The organism is Flavobacterium stagni (assembly GCF_004122105.1).
GTDB classification, from domain to species: Bacteria; Bacteroidota; Bacteroidia; order Flavobacteriales; family Flavobacteriaceae; genus Flavobacterium; species Flavobacterium stagni.
Map to the genome: position 1 here is coordinate 153721 of NZ_SBKN01000007.1, position 20048 is coordinate 173768.

Genomic DNA, 20048 nt, shown 5'->3' on the forward strand with positions numbered 1-20048 from the left:
CTGCAGTTGCAGCCCTTTTTTATTTTTTACTCTCTGGATCCGTTTTATCGACAATTAATCGAGCATCGCGATTGGCAATTTCCCAAACTATAGTAAATGCGTATTGGGCGCGTTTGGTTAACAAATCAAACTCGATTTTATCCACTTCATCGGTTGCTTTATGGTAGTCGGCATGCACACCACTGAATAAAAATACCGAGGGAATGTTATTTTTTGCAAAATTATAATGGTCCGAACGGTAGTAAAAACGGTTTGGGTCTTTACGATCGTTGTATTTATAATCCAAATCCAAATGCGTGTACTTGCTGTTCACATTTTCACAAATGGTATACAAATCACTGGATAAATAGTCGGATCCAATTACATAAATATAATTACCATTATCAGCATGTTTGGCATCCCGACGTCCAATCATATCAATATTGACATCGGCTACCGTATTGGCTAGAGGAAATAATGAATTTTCTGAATAGTAGCGCGAACCGTGAAGGCCGTGTTCTTCGCCCGTTACATGGAGAAAAAGCAACGAGCGTTTGGGGCCGTGTCCTTCTTTTTTGGCTTTTTGAAAAGCTTGTGCAATTTCTAAAAGGGCTACTGTTCCCGAACCATCATCGTCGGCACCGTTATACACTTCGCCATTTTTGATGCCCACATGGTCGTAATGGGCTGAAATCACCACAATTTCATTCGGTTTTTCTGAACCTTCGATAAAGGCCCAAATGTTTTCAGAATCGTTCAATCCCTCATTTCGCTTGGCATTTAAGTAAGCTGCGGGTACCGGTTGGTAATAGCTATCGGCACCTTTGGGAAATGGAATTCCGTTTTTTTTGTATTGTTCGATTAAATAATTCCCCGCTCTTTTTTGTCCCGGACTCCCCGTTTCGCGCCCTTCCATTTCGTCAGAAGCGACAACCGTGAGGTAGGTTTTGAGTTCGTTTGCCGTAATGGATTCCATATAGGCAATGGGTGTTACTGGTCCGTTGGCAGATGATTTCGTAGCTGTCGATTGTGAGCCTGAGCAAGCCGCAAGACTGATGGCAACAAGGAGTAACGTTATTTTTTTCATATTAATGAAGGTTTACAAAGGAATAAATAATTAAGGCTAAAAGTAAAAAGGAAAGAAGGATGACATTTATGATTAATATCCCCAAACTTTTCACAAGTGAGATTCCCCGACTTTCCCCGTAAAAACGATGGTGCGCAGGAAAGAAATAATAGAACATCCAAAGTAGTGTTGCTGTACGAAGTATTATTTGAATTAGTGTAAAAATCACATTATCACCCATTAAATCAATACAATATTCGGCTAACAGAGCAATTAGATTCAACAATAACAAAAAAGAAAAGTAATGCAAGGTAAAAATACCATGATCAAAATAGTACCATTTCTTTTTATCGTGAAATAACCATAATATTAACGCAAAAAGAGGCATATAAATGAACAAGGCTTTGGGGAAATTATGAATAAAGGATTCCATAAATTTTTGTCCCAATTGTTCATGGGGAACACGGTATTTCGCTTCAATACTTTTTTTGTTAATCCAATATTCAAAACCACCAATTTTATTGGGGTCTTTGGCGCGAATGGAATCCATTTCACGGATGGAGTTATAGCCAAAATTCAAAAATGCCTCTCGGTTGATTTTCTCCTCTTCCCGTTTATCAACGAGAAATTTAAGGGAATCAATGATGGTACGGGCCGAACTGTCTTGTTTTTCAATACGATTCAGCCATTCCGTTTCTTTTGGGATTTGGGCCGACTTCTCTTTGATGATGCGTTGTGCCTTTTGATCAGTTACATTAACCGTTGCTTCCTCCTTTTCGAGTTCTTCAGGGTTTGCGATTAGATTAATCGTCAAAAAGGTGACAAAACTGATGAAAATATACAATCGAACAGGCGCCAAATAGGATAAACGCTTACCTGATAAGTATTCTCGGGTTAATGAAGCAGGTTTGAAAAGTAAATTGCGGATGGTTTTCCAAAAGGCATTTTCATAATGCGTTAAATCCTCAAAAAAATGAACGAATAAATGGTAAAAGGTTTTCCGGGTATCCGTGTTTTCCTGTCCACAATTCGGGCAAAATCGTTCGGCAACCACATGATTGCAATTCAGACACGTTTTATCCTTTCGTATAGGGCTTTTATGCGACATGAAATTTTTGTTTTAGCAGATGTAAAACTAGGAAAAAAAATACATTTATATTTGTGAAACTAACTTAAATCAAATCCCATGCAATCGGAAGCAAAATCACCTGAAGCGTACATGAAAGAAATTCCAGCCGATCGTGTCGAAGTCATGAATCAACTTCGCACCATCATCATGGAAAATTTACCCAAAGGATTTAAAGAAGGCATGAGTTATGGGATGCTGACGTATGTGGTGCCTTTTGAATTGTATCCCGCAGGTTACCATTGTGCCAAAGATCAGGAACTCCCTTTTTTATCTTTAGCCTCTCAAAAAAATTCGATCAATCTCTATCACATGGGAATTTATGCGGATGAAAATTTGCTAAATTGGTTTGTAGCCGAATATCCCAAACACTGCAAAACCAAGTTGGATATGGGCAAAAGTTGTATTCGTTTTAAAAAAACGGCCGATATCCCCATGGCGTTAATCGCAGAATTATGTCAAAAGATGACTCCAGAACAATGGATTGCTATTTATGAAAAGAACTACCGTAAAAAGTAAATTATTGATTGTTATATCGGAGAATAATTGTATGAAGCGTTTTTTAAAGCGCTTTTTTTTATGAATTTATGATTTCTGTAACAATTGTTACCTTTTTCCAAAAGGGTGTCTGATACTTTTACTAAAAAAATACTCATGGCACATTATCAGATACTTATCATTGGAGGAGGGACAGCAGGCATTATGGTGGCTGCCCAATTGATGAAAAAACAAAAAGGGTTGAATATTGGGATTATAGAACCTTCTGAAAACCATTACTATCAACCGGCTTTTACCTTAGTTGGCGCAGGGACTTTTGACTACCAAAAGACGGTCAAGCCAACTTTAGATTTCATACCCAAAGGGGTACAATGGATTAAAGATTCGGTTACAAAATTAATCCCGGATGAAAATCGATTAGAAACCAAAAAGGAACAATCGTATACTTATGATTATTTAGTGGTTGCTGCAGGATTGGTGAATAATCTCGATGGAATTGAAGGATTGCGCGAAGGAATCGAATCAGGAGTGGTTTGTAGCAATTATGTTGATCCCAGAAAAACATGGGAATTATTGCAAAAATTCAACGGAGGCAATGCTGTTTTCACCCAACCCACAACACCTATTAAATGCGGTGGCGCACCACAAAAAACAGCCTATATGTCGGCACATTATTTCAAAAAAAGAGGAATCTCTTCGAAAACCAATGTTGTTTTTGCAACGCCTGGTTCGGTAATTTTTGGGGTTAAAATCGTAGCTGAAACACTTATGCAAGTAATTGGTCGTTACAATATTCACTTAAAAACCTTTTATGCACCTCAAAAAATTGATAGTGTCAACAAAATTATCTATTTCCGCGAAGTAGGTTCCAAGGAAAATATGTGTGTCATCAATGAAAACAATGTGTTGAATGAAAAACATACGGGAGATGAAACCATCCAAATACCGTTTGACTTTCTACACCTAGCTCCACCACAAGAAGCGCCTGCTTTTTTGAAATATTCTGAATTAGCCAATGAAGCGGGTTGGATGAATGTCGACCACAATAGCATGCAAAGTAATAGTCATTCCAATGTTTTTGGTTTGGGTGATATTGCGGGCTTACCCACTGCAAAAACTGGAGCGGCAATTCGTAAACAAGTCCCCGTGGTAGTCGACAATTTAGTACGATTAGTCAAAGGACAGAAGGCTGATAATAAAGAATACAACGGCTATTCTTCTTGTCCATTAGTAACAGGATATGGTGAAATGGTATTGGCAGAATTCAATTATAAAAATGAATTTACACCCGATCCCGAATTGAAAAAAATGTTGATTTTTAAAAGTTTCAAACCCCATTGGCGTTTATGGATTTTAAAAAAGTATATGCTTCCGTATCTGTATTGGAACAAAATGTTGAAAGGTGAGAAAGTATAAATAAGATAAATTTTAATTATTTTTGAAGACAGAACATTCAGTTTTGTCTTTTTTTATGGATATGAAAGAACAGTTGATACAAACCTATGGCGGTATTTTTGAAGAAAAATTAATCGAAGAAATTGCACAAATTTCTTTACTAAAAAATTTTAATGAAGGCGATGTGCTGATCGATTTTGGGGATTATATTCGAAAAATGCCCTTACTGATAAATGGGGCGATTAAAATTCTGAGAGAAGATTTTGATGAAGGCGAACTGTTGCTTTATTTCATAGAAAAAGGAGATACTTGTGCCATGTCTTTGGCATGCTGTATGGGAGACAAGCGCAGTGAAATTCGCGCACAAGCAGAAACTTCGGGGCAAGTGGTTATGATTCCTGTTGAACATATGGAAGAATGGCTGGGAAAATATAAATCGTGGCGTAATTTCGTTTTTAACAGTTATAACAGTCGTTTAAAAGAAATGCTTTCGACAATTGATAGCTTGGCTTTTATGAATATGGACCAACGCATCATTAGTTATTTAATCGATAAATCCAAAATTGCAAAGTCCAAAGAAATTCAGGCTACACACCAAGAAATTGCATACGATCTTCACACATCTCGAGTAGTAGTTTCTCGCTTGTTAAAAGCATTGGAAAATAAAGGAGAAATTCGTTTGCATCGCGCTTCCATTGAATTATTATAAGCGTAACATTTGTAACAATTTATAAAAAAATTAAACGGTTTTTTTGCTTAAAATTTTGAAAGTGAAAAGCCGTTTTTTGGTAGCTATTATTTTTGTTTTTTCATTTTACATCGGTCAAAGTCAGCACCGTTGGGAAAACTGGAATCGCTTTTCAATTCAGCACCAATGGTCAACCCAATGGTCAACCGATGCAGAATACCAATACCGTATTCAAGAAAACTTAGAACCGGGTCAAAGAGGATTTGTTAATTTGATGCAGTCCCTTAGATTGTGGACTTATTTTACCCAAAAGAAACACCAAATAATCGTCGTACCGTTTTCCTATTTTAATGCGAATACTTTAACGGAACCTAATGATTTGTATGTAATGCAATCGCAGCGGGAGTGGCGTTGGTCAATGGGCTACCAGTGGAATGCACAAGGTAATGGATTGTCTTTTCGCTATTTGACAGACTATCGTTTTTTTGAATCGAATAATCAAGCACTGCGATTTCGGTTTTTGATGGCCTATGGAATTCCAATTACTGAAAAATTGAAAGTTAAAGTGGTTGAAGAATGGATGGCGAATTCCCATATTCTGAAAAACCAATCGGAAAGTGAACAAAATCGGTTGGGATTTATTTTACGATGGGAACCCATTCTCAATTTAAAAATGGAAACCGGCTATCTTTGGTTACATCGTTTTCATCAAACAGCCACAATTCAAGAAAATATAATTACATTCGGACTTCAATATCAACTACCATGAGTGGAACAGAAATAATCGGATACGGTTTAGCCGTTTTAGTAGGAATCTCTCTCGGACTTATCGGCAGTGGCGGATCGATTTTATCGGTTCCCATTTTTGTGTATATCATGGGGATTCAACCTGTTTTGGCTGCCGCTTACTCGTTGTTTGTGGTGGGTGTATCCGCTTTAGTCAGTGGATTCCAAAAAGCAAAAGACGGATTGGTGGACTTTAAAAAAGTTTTGGCTTTCGGTATTCCGACACTAATGGCCGTCTTTTTTACCCGTAAACTTATTGTACCTTCGATTCCCGATTCCATAGTCATTACCGATCATTTTTCACTATCAAAACGCTTACTCATTATGGCTGTTTTTGCGGTTGTAATGATTTTGGCTTCCTGGAAAATGATTCGTCCCGTTCAGGAATCCATAGTTCATTCAAGTGTAAGTCCGCTGAAAATTAGTTTGGCCGGACTTGCCATCGGACTCGTAGCGGGTTTCGTAGGAGCGGGAGGCGGATTTCTCATAGTGCCGGCTTTGTTGTTTTTAGCGCAAACTCCCATAAAAAAAGCCATCGGAACATCATTGTTTATCGTTGCTCTTCAATCGTTAATAGGGTTTTTGGGCGATGTTGGACAACAAGACATCAATTATACAATGCTGCTCACTTTTACCGCTTGTTCACTTTTGGGTGTCTTCATCGGAAATCGTTTATCCAAAGTTATTTCGGGCGAAAAAATGAAATCCATTTTTGGCTACTTCGTTTTGTGCATGGGGATTTATATTTTAATCAAAGAAATTTGGTTTTCTGCCTAATCAACTGATATTTATCATTTTTTCGGGGATTTAGTGGCGCTAACTTTGGCCTAAATTCAAGAAGAATGAAATTAGAACAAATCTATACCGGTTGTTTAGCCCATGCGGCGTATTATTTGGAGAGTGAGGGAGAAGCGGCCATATTCGACCCGTTGCGCGAAGTTTTTCCTTATATCGAACGTGCAGAAAAATTGGGAGCAACCATCAACTATGTTTTTGAAACTCATTTTCACGCTGATTTTGTGTCGGGTCATTTGGACTTGGCAGCAAAAACAGGAGCGAAAATCGTATACGGTCCCACAGCTAAACCCGGATTTGAAGCACTAGTTGCCGAAGACGGTCAGTATTTTCAAGTTGGAGCTGTAAAAATAAAAGTGATCCACACCCCTGGGCACACACTCGAAAGTACCTGCTACCTTATCTTTGATGAAGAAGGTAAGGAGCACGGTATTATTTCAGGAGACACTCTGTTTATTGGCGATGTTGGCCGTCCCGATTTGGCACAACATGTCATCGCTGATTTGACAGAGGAAAAATTAGCTCGAATGTTGTACCATTCCTTACACGAAAAAATTATGCCGTTAGCGGATGATTTAATTGTGTATCCCAATCATGGTGCCGGAAGTGCCTGTGGGAAAAAAATGAGTAAAGAAACTACGGATACGCTAGGCAATCAAAAAGCAACCAATTATGCGCTGAATCCGCAATTGACAGAAGATGAATTTGTAGCTCAATTGTTAACCGGTTTGACTACACCACCCAAATATTTCCCTGAAAATGTTTTAATGAATATCAAAGGATATCAAAGCTTGGATACTATTTTGCACCAAGGTCAAAAAGCCTATGATGCTAAAACCTTTGAATTAATTGCCAATGAAACCAAAGCCGTAATCATCGATTCACGTTCAGCAGCTGAGTTTGCTAAAGGTTTTATTCCCAATAGCATTAACATTGGTTTGGATGGTAGTTTTGGAACTTGGGTGGGCGAACTCATTCCTAATATTCAACAACCCATTTTAATTGTGGCCGAAAATGAAGAGAAAGTGAAAGAAACCATTATTCGACTTTCACGTGTCGGTTTTGATCATAGCATTGGGTATTTACAAGGCGGTTTCAAAAGTTGGGTACTAGCAGGGAAAGAATTTGATCATATTGAACGCATTGCAGGTGCAGACTTGGATTCATATGTAATGAACCAACAACCCATTTTAATTGATGTTCGACGTAAAAGCGAATACGATTCAGAACATCTTATGAATTCACTGAATATACCTTTGAATGAAATAGATTCACATCTTGCTGAATTTCCTAAAGAACTGCCTTTTGTACTATTTTGTGCCGGTGGGTACCGTAGTATGATTGCTGCTTCTATTTTGAAAAAACGCGGATATGAAAATTTTGTAGATATCATCGAAGGGTTTGGTGGCTTGAAAAATAGCACCTTACCCAAGTCCGATTACAAGTGTCCTACCACTTTGTTGTAGGGAGTGTTTTTTTTGTTTTTAGTTTTAAGAAGCACCGTTTGTCCTACGGTGCTTCTTTATTTGTTAAATTTGTAACAAGGGTTACATCGCATTACCTTTTGAGTTATTAGATTTACAAAAAATAAAATACTCCGTATCATGAAAATCGAACAAATTTACACAGGATGTCTCGCTCAAGGAGCTTATTATATAGAAAGTAATGGTGAGGTTGCAATTATTGACCCACTACGCGAAGTGCAACCCTATATCGACCGTGCTTTTAATGATGGGGCAACCATCAAATACATTTTTGAAACCCATTTCCATGCGGATTTTGTGAGTGGACACGTGACACTTTCCGAAAAAACGGGAGCTCCAATTATTTATGGACCCAATGCGAATCCGACATTCAACGCGCATAGTGCACAAGACGGTGAAGTTTTCCAATTGGGAAATATTACGTTAACGGTTTTGCATACACCCGGACATACCATGGAAAGTACCTGTTATCTCTTAAAAGATGAAAACGGGAAAGATCATGCACTTTTTAGTGGTGATACCTTGTTTTTAGGGGATGTGGGCCGACCCGATTTAGCGCAAAAAGCAGCTGATATGACCCAAGAACAATTGGCAGGAATACTTTTTGAAAGTCTTCGAACCAAAATTATGACGCTCGCAGATGACGTGATTGTCTATCCAGCCCATGGTGCAGGAAGTGCTTGTGGTAAAAATTTGAGTAAAGAAACCGTGGGTTCAATAGGTGAGCAAAAAGTAACCAATTATGCTTTGCGTGCCGATATGACCAAAGAGGAGTTCATTAAAGAAGTAACCGACGGCTTATTACCGCCGCCTGCTTACTTCCCGATGAATGTGAAGTTAAATAAAGAAGGTTACGAAAACGTTGAAAAAATTATTGCCGAAGCGCAAGCCTTGGATGCCAACGCTTTTGAAGCAGCAGCTAATGAAACCGATGCCTTAATTTTGGATGTGCGTCACCAAGATGATTTTTCTAAAGGACATATTCCTGGTTCTATATTTATTGGTATCGACGGCCAATTTGCCCCATGGGTGGGTGCGTTGATTTTGGATTATAAGCAGCCGATTTTGTTGGTTACTCCTGAAGGTCGCGAAAAAGAAAGCATTACCCGTCTTGCTCGTGTGGGTTATGATCAAACCTTAGGCTATTTAAACGGAGGTTTTGATACCTGGAAAAATGCTGGAAAAGAATACGATACTTTAAATTCAGTTACGGCGGATCAATTAGAAACCTTAATTGCTGAAGGTGTACCTGTATTTGATGTGCGTAAACCAGGGGAATATTCTTCGGAACATATCGAAAATGTTCCTTCAACTCCCTTGGATTTTTTAAACGAACATTTGGCTGAATTTCCAAAACACGATGCGTTTTACATCCATTGTGCGGGGGGCTATCGTTCTGTAATTGCAGCCTCCATTTTGAAAGCGCGTGGCTATCATAACGTAATTGATGTTAAAGGTGGTTTTGCAGCGATACGTCAAACAGGAATTAAAACGACGGCTTATGTTTGTCCGTCAACTTTGAAATAATGAAAACGAGATTGTTAACCAATTGGCATGTAATGCGTTGGGTGCGTTTGGCATTTGCCGGATTTTTATTCGCCAATGCCTATGAAACACGCCAATGGATTTTTGTACCCATGGGACTATTTTTCCTTCTACAAGCCGTGTTCAATTGGGGATGCGGATTACAAGGGAATTGTTCCGTAAATTATAAAAAAGAATCCCATGAATAGTAGTTTTGCCGAACTGATTAACTCAGAAAAGCCCGTTTTAATTGACTTTTATGCGACTTGGTGCGGACCCTGTCAAATGTTGGCTCCCATTTTAAAAGAGGTGAAAGACAGCTTGGGGGATTCCGTATCGATTCTAAAAGTGGACGTCGATAAAAACCAAGAATTGGCAGCCATGCAGCAAGTTCGAGGCGTACCCACGATGGTGTTGTACCAAAAAGGACAATTGTTGTGGAGACAATCGGGTGTGGTTTCAAAAGAGGAAATTATACAAACCATTCAATCCAAAAAATTGTAATGAAAAAGTGGATCATCGGACCCATCGCCATTGCCCTCATTGGAGGAATTGCAGGCTATGCTTATTATTACTATGTGGGTTGTGCTTCGGGAACGTGTATGATTACATCCAAACCGCTCAATAGTACATTGTATGGTGTTGTTATGGGCGGATTGTTGGGGTCTCTATTTTTTCCAAAACCAAAAGTATAATTATGGATGCTAATTTTTGGGATAATCGATATAATGAAGAAGGCTTCGCTTATGGGAATTCACCTAATGTGTGGTTTGAATCCAATATTTCGTATCTGAAACCCAATTCCAAAGTATTGTTTCCAGCAGAAGGTGAGGGGCGAAATGCCGTATTTGCCGCCCAACAAGGATTTGAATGTTGTGCATTTGACGTCAGTGCTGCAGGAAAAGAGAAAGCTTTACTTTGGACCAAAGAATTGGATGTTCAATTGGATTATCAAGTTGGCGCACTGGAAGAATTGGAATTTGAATTGGATAGTTTTGATGCTATTGTACTGTCGTATGCGCATTTACCGTATCCCGATAGAATCGTTTTTCATAAAAAGCTATTAACACTTTTAAAAACCGATGGTATTGTCATTTTCGAAGCTTTTGCAAAAGAACAACTTGACTACCAATCCGGTGGCCCCAAAGTCGAAACTATGTTGTTCTCTTTGGAGGAAGTAATGGAAGAATTTGAAGGATTGCAATTCATTATTATCCAACACGCAATTGTAAAATTGGAAGAAGGAAAATACCATCAAGGTGAAGGAGCCGTTATTCGATTTGTAGGTCAAAAATTAAGGAACTATTAAGATAAAAACATTGTTTATCCAAAAGGTAAACCGTAAATTTGAAATAAATAACCATTAAAAAACATCACTCATGAAAAAAATTGTTTCCGCTTTAGCTATCGCAGTATTGTTTTCTGTAAACGGAATGGCTCAAGAACAAGCTAAAAAAGATAAAAAGAAAGCAAAAACTGAAAAATCATGTTCTTCAGAAGAGAAAAAATCGTGTGGTTCTGGAGAGAAAAAAGGCGGTTGTTGCGCAGGTAAAAAAGAAGAAAAGAAATCATAATTTTTTGTTTTTCATTGTCAGAAAGCGTTCCTTCGGGAGCGCTTTTTTTTTGGAATAAAGTTGAGTAACAAGGGTTACATTTTAGTTTGTTGAGCAACCGTAAATTTGGCAAAAACAAACCTTATCATGCGATTTAAATTTTTATTTTTCACCCTACTTTCAAGTTTAACTTCAGTATTTTCTCAATCGGATTTTAATTTTCAAATTCAACTCACACCCATTACTATTCCTGGGTTTGGCGGAATTCAATCGTATGCCCGAGCGCAATATCAAGGCAAATGGATTTTCGTAGGTGGTCGTTTGGACGGACTCCATGCACGCCAACCGTTTAATGCTTTTCCATCGAGTGCAAATAATACTGCTATACGTGTGGTGGATCCTGTAACTTTGCAGCAATGGACTGCTCCTTTGTCATCTTTGGCAACCGATTTACAAGAGCAATTACAAGCTACGAATCTTAATTTTTACCAAGACGGCGATTACTTAATCGTTATTGGTGGTTATGCCTTTTCGGCTACTGCAAATGACCATATCACGTTTAATAAAATCACCATCATAAATATTCCACTATTGGTTCAATACGTGCAAGCGGGAATGTTACAGTCGGATGCCTTTTATCAAATTACAGATAACCGATTTACGGTAACTGGAGGACAATTGGCTAAAATTGATGATACTTATTATCTTGTTGGTGGACAGCGATTTGATGGGCGTTATAATCCAATGAACAATCCCACATTTACGCAGACCTACACGGATAGTTACAAGAAATTTAAATTGGTCAACTCCAATAATCAATGGCAAATTACCGATTATGAAGAGGTAATTGACGCTGTGCATTTGCACCGTAGGGATTACAATTTAGTACCCCAAATTTTTCCTGATGGAAGCCAAGGCTACATGATTTCTTCGGGTGTTTTTCAAATCAATGTAAATCTTCCATTTTTATATCCTGTGGACATTAAAAGTTCGGGCTATGAACCTCAAACCAATTTTAACCAACTTTTGAGTAATTACCACGGTGCACATGCAGAAATGTACAGTGCAACGGATCAAAAAATGCATGCGTTATTCTTTGGAGGAATGAGTCAATATTATTACACAGGCGCTACTTTAATTCAAGATACCAATGTCCCCTTTGTGAAAACCATCAGTCGGGTCACACGCAATGCTGCTAACGAATTAGTTGAAACTCGGCAGCCTGAAGAAATGCCCATCTATGTTGGGGCAGGGTCGGAGTTTATTCCCAATCACGCGTTACCTCATTTTGATAACGAAGTAATTAAATTGGACGAAATAACTACCAATGAGTTTGTTATCGGACATATTGTGGGCGGAATTGCTAGTTCGTCCCAAAACCCTTTTACCAATAACCAAACCGCACAAACCAGTCCGTCTTCTGTAATTTATGAAGTAAAACTGATTAACCAACCGGTTTTAAATGCACAAACCGTTATCCAACATAATCCGTTTTCCTTTAAAGTATACCCCAATCCAACCCATAACCAAAAAGTTAAATTGAGTTATGAGTTTCCGTATGAAGCTCCCTTGGAATATTTAGTAACCGATGCATCTGGTAAGATGCTGATGGAAGGCGATATTCTAAAATCTAAAATTGGAGCCAATACTATGGATTTTGAGTTGGATCCCACCGAGTCACAAGTGCTTCAAATCACTTTGATTTTTGATCGCAAATATTATCAAACCCAAAAAATTATAATGAAGTAGTAATTTTTAACGCCTTTCGGGGCGTTTTTTTATCCTTTTTAGTTTCGGAAGTAGATTTGAAAATCTAAAGTTAGCCGAAAGCAATAGGGGTTTGAGTTAATGTGTTGAAAAACAAACTTGTAAGCTGTGTTTGCTCGTCTTTTGTAACACAAGTTACACAGTAACAATTGTAACTGTACACCCCAAATCCCCGTTCTATTTTTGCTTCATCATAACCGATATACGATGAAAAAAGTACTAATAATTACAACTATGGTTTTGGGAAATGTCTTCGGACTCCAAGCTCAAGATACGGTGTCCATTTCCAAAAGTTCGTTACTCGAAAAAGTAACCCAAAACCTTCAATTAAAAATAGCCAATCAAAATTATCAATCGGCTAAAGCGGATTACAAACAAACCCGCGCGCTTTTTTTGCCCAACATCTCAGCCTCACAAACGGCGATGGTCACAACCAATCCGTTGATGGCTTTTGGATCGAAATTGAATCAGGAAATTTTAACCCCGATGGATTTTGACCCCAATCTTTTGAACAATCCCAAACGAACCCAAAATTTCGCCACACAAATTGAAATTCAACAACCCTTGATTAATCTGGACGGTTGGATGGGACGAAAAGCCGCCAAAGCCAAAATGGATGCTTATGGAATGCAAACCCAACGTACGCAAGAATACTTGCAATTAGAAGTTCAAAAAGCCTACATGCTTTTGCAATTGGCCTATAAAGCGGTAGGTGTGATGCAAAAAGCCGAAGGTACCGCTCAAGCTAATTTGAAATTGGTCGAAAATTATTTTAAAAATGGCATGCTCCAAAAAACCGATGTTTTAAATGTACAAGTGCGGGTCAACGAAATCAAAAACCAATTAGCTGCCGCACGTTCCAATGTGCAAAATGCTTCCGATTACCTCGCATTTCTTTTGAACGAAGACGTAAAAGGAACGTATAAGCCTTCCGAAACTTTAGAAGCTGATTTTTCTGCTGCAGAAATAGCTAAAGTACTCAACGAGAACAGAACCGATATTCAAGCTTACCAAAAAACAACAGAAGCCTATAAGAATATGCTTAAAATGCAACAAATGAGCTTACTTCCGCGCTTGAATGCTTTTGGAAATTACCAACTCTACGATCGTACGATTATGGGTTTTCAAGCCAATGGCTATCTATTGGGAGCACAATTGTCTTGGAATCTTTTTGACGGCATGAAATCCTATGGAAAAATCGATAAAGCCAAAGCCGATTTTCAAAAAGCCGAAACCGAAGCCGATCAATACAAAAAACAAAGTCAGCTCGAACTCCAAAAAGCGGTTCGTCAATTTCAAGATGCCAAAAACAAATTGACCAATGCACAGTTGGCATGGGAACAATCCAAAGAAGCCTACCGCATTCGTCAAAATCGATTTGCACAAGGATTGGAAAAAACAACGGATGTTCTTCAATCCGAAACCTTGATGTACCAAAAAGAACTTGAATACCAACAAACCGTTTTCGAAGTGCAATTTACCCAACTGTATCTTCAATTTTTAAATTAATTACTGGCTAAAAATTTGAAATACAATGGAAAAGAATCAAACACTAAAACAAAAACTCATGAAAAAAATACAAATCATAACCGTGATGTCCGGACTCTTATTCTTGGCATCCTGTGGTAAAGAAACCAAAAAAATCAATACTGAAGCTGCCATTCCTGTAACCTTATCAGGAGAATTAACAACTTCAAATTCTGATTTTGTGACGGCAAGTGGAAAAATTGAAGCCGTAAGTAGTGCCAATGTCAGTACCCGAATGATGGGTTATGTGACCAAAGTTCATGTGAAAATGGGCCAACGAGTTGCCGCAGGTCAGTTGCTCGTGAGCATTAACAACACCGATTTACAAGCCAAAAAGGCTCAAGTCGATGCCGCTATTCTTCAAGCCAATGCCGCATATCAAAACGCAAAAAAGGATTATGAACGGTTTCAAAATTTGTTCCAACAGCAATCCGCTTCCCAAAAGGAATTGGACGATATGACATCGCGTTATGAAATGGCCAAAGCCGGACTTGAGGGCGCAAAACAAATGCGTAACGAAGTGATGGCGCAGTTTAGTTATGCCAACATCACTGCTCCATTCGCTGGTGAAGTAACAGGAACGTTTGTGAAAGAAGGCGATATGGCCAATCCTGGTATGCCTTTAGTAAGTGTGGAAGGCGGCAAAGCCTTGCAAGTAACCGCTATGGTGGCTGAAAATGCAATTGCCAACATCCATAACGGAATGCAAGCGATAGTTCAAGTGAAATCCATCAACAAAACAGTAAAGGGAACCGTAACCGAAGTTTCCGCTTCTGCGAAAAATACAGGCGGTCAATATTTGGTGAAAATCAACCTTACTACAACCGACACGTCAATTAAATCGGGCATGTTCGCTCATGTACAATTTCCAACCGCAAAAGCAGCGGTAGTTGAAACAAAAGCAGCTACGGTAACTGTTCCCGAATCGGCTTTAGTTCGACAAGGACAATTGATCGGAATTTACACCGTAAGCGCGCAAAAACGGGCCGTATTGCGTTGGATTCGCATCGGAAAAACCTTTGGAAATCAAGTAGAAGTATTGTCCGGACTTTCGAGTGACGAACCCTTTATAGTGTCGGCTCAAGGACGATTGTATAACGGCGTACCCGTATCGGTACAATAAACGGAGTAATCATGAAAGAAGGAATTTCAGGTAAAATCGCCCACTTTTTTATCCATTCAAAGTTGACCGTACTCTTGATGGTGGCTTTGATGATTATTGGAGTGTACAGTTCGTTTCTTATTCCGCGCGAAGAAGAACCACAAATCAATGTGCCCATGGCCGATGTCATGGTAGGTTATCCCGGAGCCAGTTCCGCCGAAGTGGAAAGTCGGGTCATCAAACCTTTAGAAAAAATTATTGGGAATATTAAAGGGGTCGAACATATCCACAGTATGGCGATGAACGGCCAAGGAATGATCATTGTGCAGTTTTTTGTGGGACAAGATATCGAACGTTCCTATGTGAAATTGTATGACGAATTGATGAAACACGAACATGAGTTTCCACAGGGTGTCTACAAACCTATTGTGAAAACCCGATCCATTGATGATGTACCGATGCTCGGACTCACGCTTTGGAGTGAAAAATACAATGATTTTGAATTGCGTCAAATTGCCGAGGAACTGACTTCCGAAATCGAGAAAGTTAAAGACGTTGCCATCACCAAAGAAATCGGTGGTCGTAATCGGGAAGTGAAAGTTGTTTTGGACAAAGATAAAATGGCCGAAACGGGGGTTGACCCGTTGAACATCATGCAAATGATTCAGGCCAACAACGGCAGTTCACAATCAGGAGCTGTGGTGCATGGTGACCAAGAATATTTAGTGACTACAGGCCAATTTTTACAAACGGCTGAAGATATTGAAGATTTGGTTGTTGGGGTACACCAAAATATGCCCGTGTATTTAAAACAAGTGGCAACGGTGGCGGACGGCCCATCAACACCACGCAGTTATGTTTCTTTTGGTTATGGTAAAGCCAATGAAAAAGTAAAAGCCAATCCCTCGGATTATCCGGCAGTTACCCTTTCTGTTGCCAAAGTGAAAGGTGCCGATGCGATGAAAATTTCAGAAAAAATCATTGCCAAAGTCGATGCCCTCAAAAAGACAATTATTCCCAACGATGTCCATGTAGAAGTGACCCGTAATTACGGAGAAACTGCATCCCACAAAGTAGGGGAGTTGCTCATGCACTTGGGAATCGCCATTATCGCAGTAACGGTTTTAGTCATGTTGGCCATGGGATGGCGCGGTGGTTTGGTGGTATTTTTATCGGTGCCGCTAACGTTTGCCCTTACCTTATTCAGCTACTATTTGTTGGGATATACGCTTAATAGAATTACCTTATTTGCTTTGGTTTTTGTGGTCGGAATTGTGGTCGATGACAGTATTATCATCGCCGAAAACATGCACCGCCATTTCAAAATGAAGCGATTACCGTTCAAACAAGCCGCCATTTTTGCGATTAACGAAGTGGGTAACCCAACGATTTTAGCCACATTCACCGTAATTGCAGCCATTTTACCGATGGCCTTCGTGTCCGGAATGATGGGGCCTTATATGAGTCCGATGCCCATAGGCGCCTCTATCGCGATGCTTCTTTCATTATTTGTCGCCCTAACTATCACACCGTATTTAGGCTATCATTTTCTCCAAGAAAAAGAGGAAAATGATCACAAAGCCGAGGAAGGATTAGAAACCTCATGGATTTATAAAGTCTACAATAAATTCGAGCGGCCATTCTTGGAAAGTTCGAAAAAACGCCGCTGGATGTTAGGCATCACCGTACTCTTATTGTTGGGTTCCGTTACCATGTTTTTTACCAAAAGTGTCGCCGTGAAAATGTTGCCTTTTGATAATAAAAATGAATTCCAAGTGGTCATCGATATGCCCGAAGGAACTACGTTGGAACGCACCGCAGCAGTGACCCAAGAAATTGCGCAATACTTGTCTACGGTTCCCGAAGTCGTGAATTACCAAAATTATATTGGTACTTCGGCACCGATTACCTTCAACGGATTGGTGCGCCATTACGATATGCGCGGAGGAAGCAATATGGCCGATATTCAAGTGAATTTACTTCACAAAGAAGACCGCGACCCACAAAGTCACGATATCGCCAAACGTGTTCGTCCCGAAATTCTCAAAATCGCCAAACGTTTTGGAGCCAATGTGAAAGTTATCGAAGTGCCACCTGGACCACCCGTATTATCGACTTTAGTGGCCGAAATCTACGGTCCCGATTACAAAGAACAAATCAAAGTGGCCAACCAAGTAAAAAACATTCTTCACCAAACACCTGATATTGTTGATATCGATTGGATGGTGGAAGAACCCCAAACGGAGTACCATTTGGAAGTAGACAAAGAAAAAGCCATGCTAAACGGCATTGCTCCCCAACAAATTGTGGGGAATCTCACCTATCTTTTAAAAGAATATCCTGTTTCCAATTTGTATGATGAAACGTCCAATGATAATGTTGGGATTGTGCTGGCTTTAGACAATAAAGACAAAACATCTTTAGAGGATATTGGCGCTTTAAAAATCAAAGGCAGTCGCGGCAATGTGGTACCCGTTAGCGATTTGATTCAAATTAAAAAGGACACCCTTCAGAAAACAATTTACCGCAAAGACCAAAAACGGGTAGTGTATGTTACTGCCGACATGGCGGGCGCACTTGAGAGTCCGGTTTACGCGATTTTAGGCATGAACGAAAAACTCCAAAAAATCAAATTACCTGCGGGTTATGCGGTATCCGACTTGTATATGGGCCAACCCGAAGACGAGAGTAATTTCACCGTGAAATGGGACGGGGAGTGGCAAATCACACTCGAAGTTTTCCGTGATCTAGGGGCTGCGTTCTTAGTCGTAATTATTATCATCTACATGTTGATCGTGGGTTGGTTCCAAAATTTCAAAACCCCAATCGTGATGATGTTGGCTATTCCACTTTCCTTAGTCGGAATCGTTTTAGGGCACTGGTTGCTGGGAGCATTTTTTACTGCTACGTCATTTATTGGTATGATTGCTTTGGCAGGTGTCATGGTTAGAAATTCGGTCTTACTCATCGACTTTATTGAAATCCGTCTCAACGAAGGAATTCCGCTGAAACAAGCTATTATCGATGCAGGAGCCGTGCGCACAACGCCTATTCTGTTAACCACAGGAGCGGTTGTCATCGGTGCTTCGATTATCTTGTTCGACCCGATTTTCCAAGGTCTCGCCATTTCATTGGTAGCGGGAGCCATAGTATCTACGTTACTGACTCTGATCGTCGTACCGTTGATTTATTACATCACCGAACGTAAAAAATGGGAAACTAAGTAATACAAAAGTGTCCGTAGTCGACCAACGACTTTACTGCATACAAAACGAATTGCGAGGGCTGCGGACCTTTTTTTAAACATTTTAAAATTATGAAACTGATTCTTATTACCGCAATATCCGATTATCAAAAAGCGATACAAGATGTATTGAAAAAAATAGGAGTGAAGCACTATTCCTTCCATGAAGTTCATGGCTATACACAACCCGCAAAAGAGGGATTAGAGAGCAATTGGTTTGGTAGCGAAAGCGCAACGACCGATTCCGTTTTATTCCATATTTTTCTGGAAGATTCGCAATGTGATGCGCTCACGGAAGCCGTTCAAACCCTCAATGCCACATTGGATTCGGTATCCAAAGTCCATGTAATTTCTTTAAAAATCGAAAATCACGTATAAAATAATTATGAAAAATAGAATCATTCGCGCCATCGCTGGCAGCTTCATCTTAATCAGTGTGGCATTGGGCCTTTTTGTACATCAGTATTGGTTTGGGTTCACCGCTTTTGTGGGCGCCAACTTACTCCAATCCTCCATCACCAAATGGTGCCTTATGGAAGATATCCTTACCAAACTCGGCGTGAAAGACTAAATCACTTGAGAGTGGGAAAGTGGAAGATGTTTAAATAGTGTAGTTAGTAACACCTAAATACAATGAAATCTATTTAAAACAACTTGATAATTATCAAATTCATTCATTTTCAAATTTTCAAATGATTTGGGCGCTCCCCCTCGCACACTTCCCTGCAAAAGAAAAAGTAAATACTACTCGGGGTCGGGTCGTCCGTTGCAATCTTGCCTCCGCTACGCTCCATCAAGGATTTCCACTTCCACCCCTAGCGCGTTAAGAATTATGATTTTTTTAGATAAAAGAAGAAAGAAGCAAGAAGAAAGAGGGGGTGCTCGTTTAGGACTACACCTTGTGAAACATCGTGAAAACCTTGTGTTACCTTGTGCTCCAAAACATTTAAAATTTATAATAATAAAAAAAGCCGCCCATTCCTGAGCAGCTTCCATATCTAATGTCTAAAGTCTAAAGTCTAACGTCTATCTTTTCAACGAGAAGTGCGCCTTAAACTCTTTCATCACTCCGCCTTCATCATATTCTACCTTAAACCAATAATCGGTTGATGGAGCTAAATAGCCGTTGTAGGTACCATCCCAACCCGGTGAAGACGGACTAATTTGCTTGATGAGTTTGCCGTAGCGGTCAAAGATGTAAATCTTCGCGGTGGTGTTTTGCAACCCAACAATATTCCACGTATCGTGAATACCGTCCCCATTCGGAGTGAAGTAATGCGGATAATCGATAATCGATACCCCACTGATAATTAAAGGATCACAACTGTTGTCCATACCTCCTTCAGTATCCCAAACCGTGATGGTATGTTCGCCCAACGGTACATTTTCAAAGACATTCGAGATTTGTCTCGGACCGTCGTCTAAGCTGAAGACATAGCTACCATAACCCGTTACATTCACCGTGATGGTTTGTAAGTCGGAGAAGGCATTGGTCACTACATAGCCAATAGTAC

Annotated in this window: 21 protein-coding genes; 18 read left to right on the forward strand and 3 right to left on the reverse strand. The window is 39.6% G+C overall.

Annotated features, from left to right (window positions below; genetic code table 11):
- Nucleotides 1-19: 19 nt before the first annotated feature.
- Entirely contained in the window at nt 20-1066 is a 1047-nt protein-coding gene (locus tag EQG61_RS11815) for a M28 family metallopeptidase (RefSeq protein WP_129462150.1), read from the reverse strand.
- Nucleotide 1067: 1 nt separating this feature from the next.
- Nucleotides 1068-2153: a DUF3667 domain-containing protein gene (locus EQG61_RS11820; protein WP_129462151.1), complete on the reverse strand. Its 1086-nt coding sequence runs from the start codon at nt 2151-2153 to the stop codon at nt 1068-1070.
- A gap of 78 nt (nt 2154-2231) precedes the next feature.
- Between EQG61_RS11820 and EQG61_RS11825 the strand changes: the two genes are divergently transcribed.
- The 18 genes from EQG61_RS11825 (at nt 2232) to EQG61_RS11910 (ending at nt 19105) form a co-directional block, all read left to right on the forward strand.
- On the forward strand, nt 2232-2690 hold the full coding sequence (locus EQG61_RS11825) for a DUF1801 domain-containing protein (RefSeq protein ID WP_129462152.1): 459 nt from the start codon (nt 2232-2234) through the stop codon (nt 2688-2690).
- Between the two features lie 135 nt (nt 2691-2825).
- Nucleotides 2826-4085 (forward strand): NAD(P)/FAD-dependent oxidoreductase, encoded by a 1260-nt coding sequence (locus EQG61_RS11830; RefSeq protein ID WP_129462153.1) that lies wholly within the window; start codon nt 2826-2828, stop codon nt 4083-4085.
- Between the two features lie 61 nt (nt 4086-4146).
- Nucleotides 4147-4773, forward strand: coding sequence for a Crp/Fnr family transcriptional regulator (locus EQG61_RS11835; RefSeq protein ID WP_129462173.1), 627 nt, complete (start codon nt 4147-4149; stop codon nt 4771-4773).
- 61 nt (nt 4774-4834) lie between these two features.
- Entirely contained in the window at nt 4835-5521 is a 687-nt protein-coding gene (locus EQG61_RS11840) for a DUF2490 domain-containing protein (RefSeq protein ID WP_164974931.1), read from the forward strand.
- A complete protein-coding gene (locus tag EQG61_RS11845) occupies nt 5518-6315 on the forward strand; it encodes a sulfite exporter TauE/SafE family protein (RefSeq protein ID WP_129462155.1) in 798 nt (265 codons plus the stop codon). The genes EQG61_RS11840 and EQG61_RS11845 overlap by 4 nt, the downstream gene beginning before the upstream one ends.
- Nucleotides 6316-6380: 65 nt before the next feature.
- Nucleotides 6381-7799: an MBL fold metallo-hydrolase gene (locus EQG61_RS11850; protein ID WP_129462156.1), complete on the forward strand. Its 1419-nt coding sequence runs from the start codon at nt 6381-6383 to the stop codon at nt 7797-7799.
- 138 nt (nt 7800-7937) lie between these two features.
- On the forward strand, nt 7938-9344 hold the full coding sequence (locus EQG61_RS11855) for an MBL fold metallo-hydrolase (RefSeq protein ID WP_129462157.1): 1407 nt from the start codon (nt 7938-7940) through the stop codon (nt 9342-9344).
- Nucleotides 9344-9550 (forward strand): hypothetical protein, encoded by a 207-nt coding sequence (locus EQG61_RS11860; protein ID WP_129462158.1) that lies wholly within the window; start codon nt 9344-9346, stop codon nt 9548-9550. Before EQG61_RS11855 ends, EQG61_RS11860 begins: the two co-directional genes overlap by 1 nt.
- Nucleotides 9543-9845, forward strand: a complete 303-nt coding sequence (trxA, locus tag EQG61_RS11865) for a thioredoxin (RefSeq protein WP_129462159.1) — start codon at nt 9543-9545, stop codon at nt 9843-9845. The genes EQG61_RS11860 and trxA overlap by 8 nt, the downstream gene beginning before the upstream one ends.
- Nucleotides 9845-10036 (forward strand): DUF6132 family protein, encoded by a 192-nt coding sequence (locus tag EQG61_RS11870; protein WP_129462160.1) that lies wholly within the window; start codon nt 9845-9847, stop codon nt 10034-10036. Before trxA ends, EQG61_RS11870 begins: the two co-directional genes overlap by 1 nt.
- Nucleotides 10037-10038: 2 nt before the next feature.
- Entirely contained in the window at nt 10039-10650 is a 612-nt protein-coding gene (locus EQG61_RS11875; protein ID WP_129462161.1) for a class I SAM-dependent methyltransferase, read from the forward strand.
- Between the two features lie 70 nt (nt 10651-10720).
- Entirely contained in the window at nt 10721-10915 is a 195-nt protein-coding gene (locus EQG61_RS11880) for a hypothetical protein (RefSeq protein ID WP_129462162.1), read from the forward strand.
- A 126-nt stretch (nt 10916-11041) separates the two neighbouring features.
- Nucleotides 11042-12643: a hypothetical protein gene (locus tag EQG61_RS11885; protein WP_129462163.1), complete on the forward strand. Its 1602-nt coding sequence runs from the start codon at nt 11042-11044 to the stop codon at nt 12641-12643.
- Nucleotides 12644-12868: 225 nt separating this feature from the next.
- Nucleotides 12869-14170 (forward strand): TolC family protein, encoded by a 1302-nt coding sequence (locus tag EQG61_RS11890; protein ID WP_129462164.1) that lies wholly within the window; start codon nt 12869-12871, stop codon nt 14168-14170.
- Between the two features lie 58 nt (nt 14171-14228).
- On the forward strand, nt 14229-15311 hold the full coding sequence (locus EQG61_RS11895; protein ID WP_129462165.1) for an efflux RND transporter periplasmic adaptor subunit: 1083 nt from the start codon (nt 14229-14231) through the stop codon (nt 15309-15311).
- An 11-nt stretch (nt 15312-15322) separates the two neighbouring features.
- Nucleotides 15323-18517, forward strand: coding sequence for an efflux RND transporter permease subunit (locus EQG61_RS11900; protein ID WP_129462166.1), 3195 nt, complete (start codon nt 15323-15325; stop codon nt 18515-18517).
- Between the two features lie 89 nt (nt 18518-18606).
- On the forward strand, nt 18607-18912 hold the full coding sequence (locus EQG61_RS11905) for a hypothetical protein (RefSeq protein ID WP_129462167.1): 306 nt from the start codon (nt 18607-18609) through the stop codon (nt 18910-18912).
- Between the two features lie 7 nt (nt 18913-18919).
- Nucleotides 18920-19105: a YgaP family membrane protein gene (locus EQG61_RS11910; protein ID WP_073362466.1), complete on the forward strand. Its 186-nt coding sequence runs from the start codon at nt 18920-18922 to the stop codon at nt 19103-19105.
- Nucleotides 19106-19560: 455 nt separating this feature from the next.
- On the opposite strand, the gene EQG61_RS11915 is transcribed toward EQG61_RS11910, so the two are convergent.
- The coding region (locus EQG61_RS11915; protein WP_164974932.1) for a T9SS type B sorting domain-containing protein at nt 19561-20048 on the reverse strand (488 nt) is incomplete at its 5' end.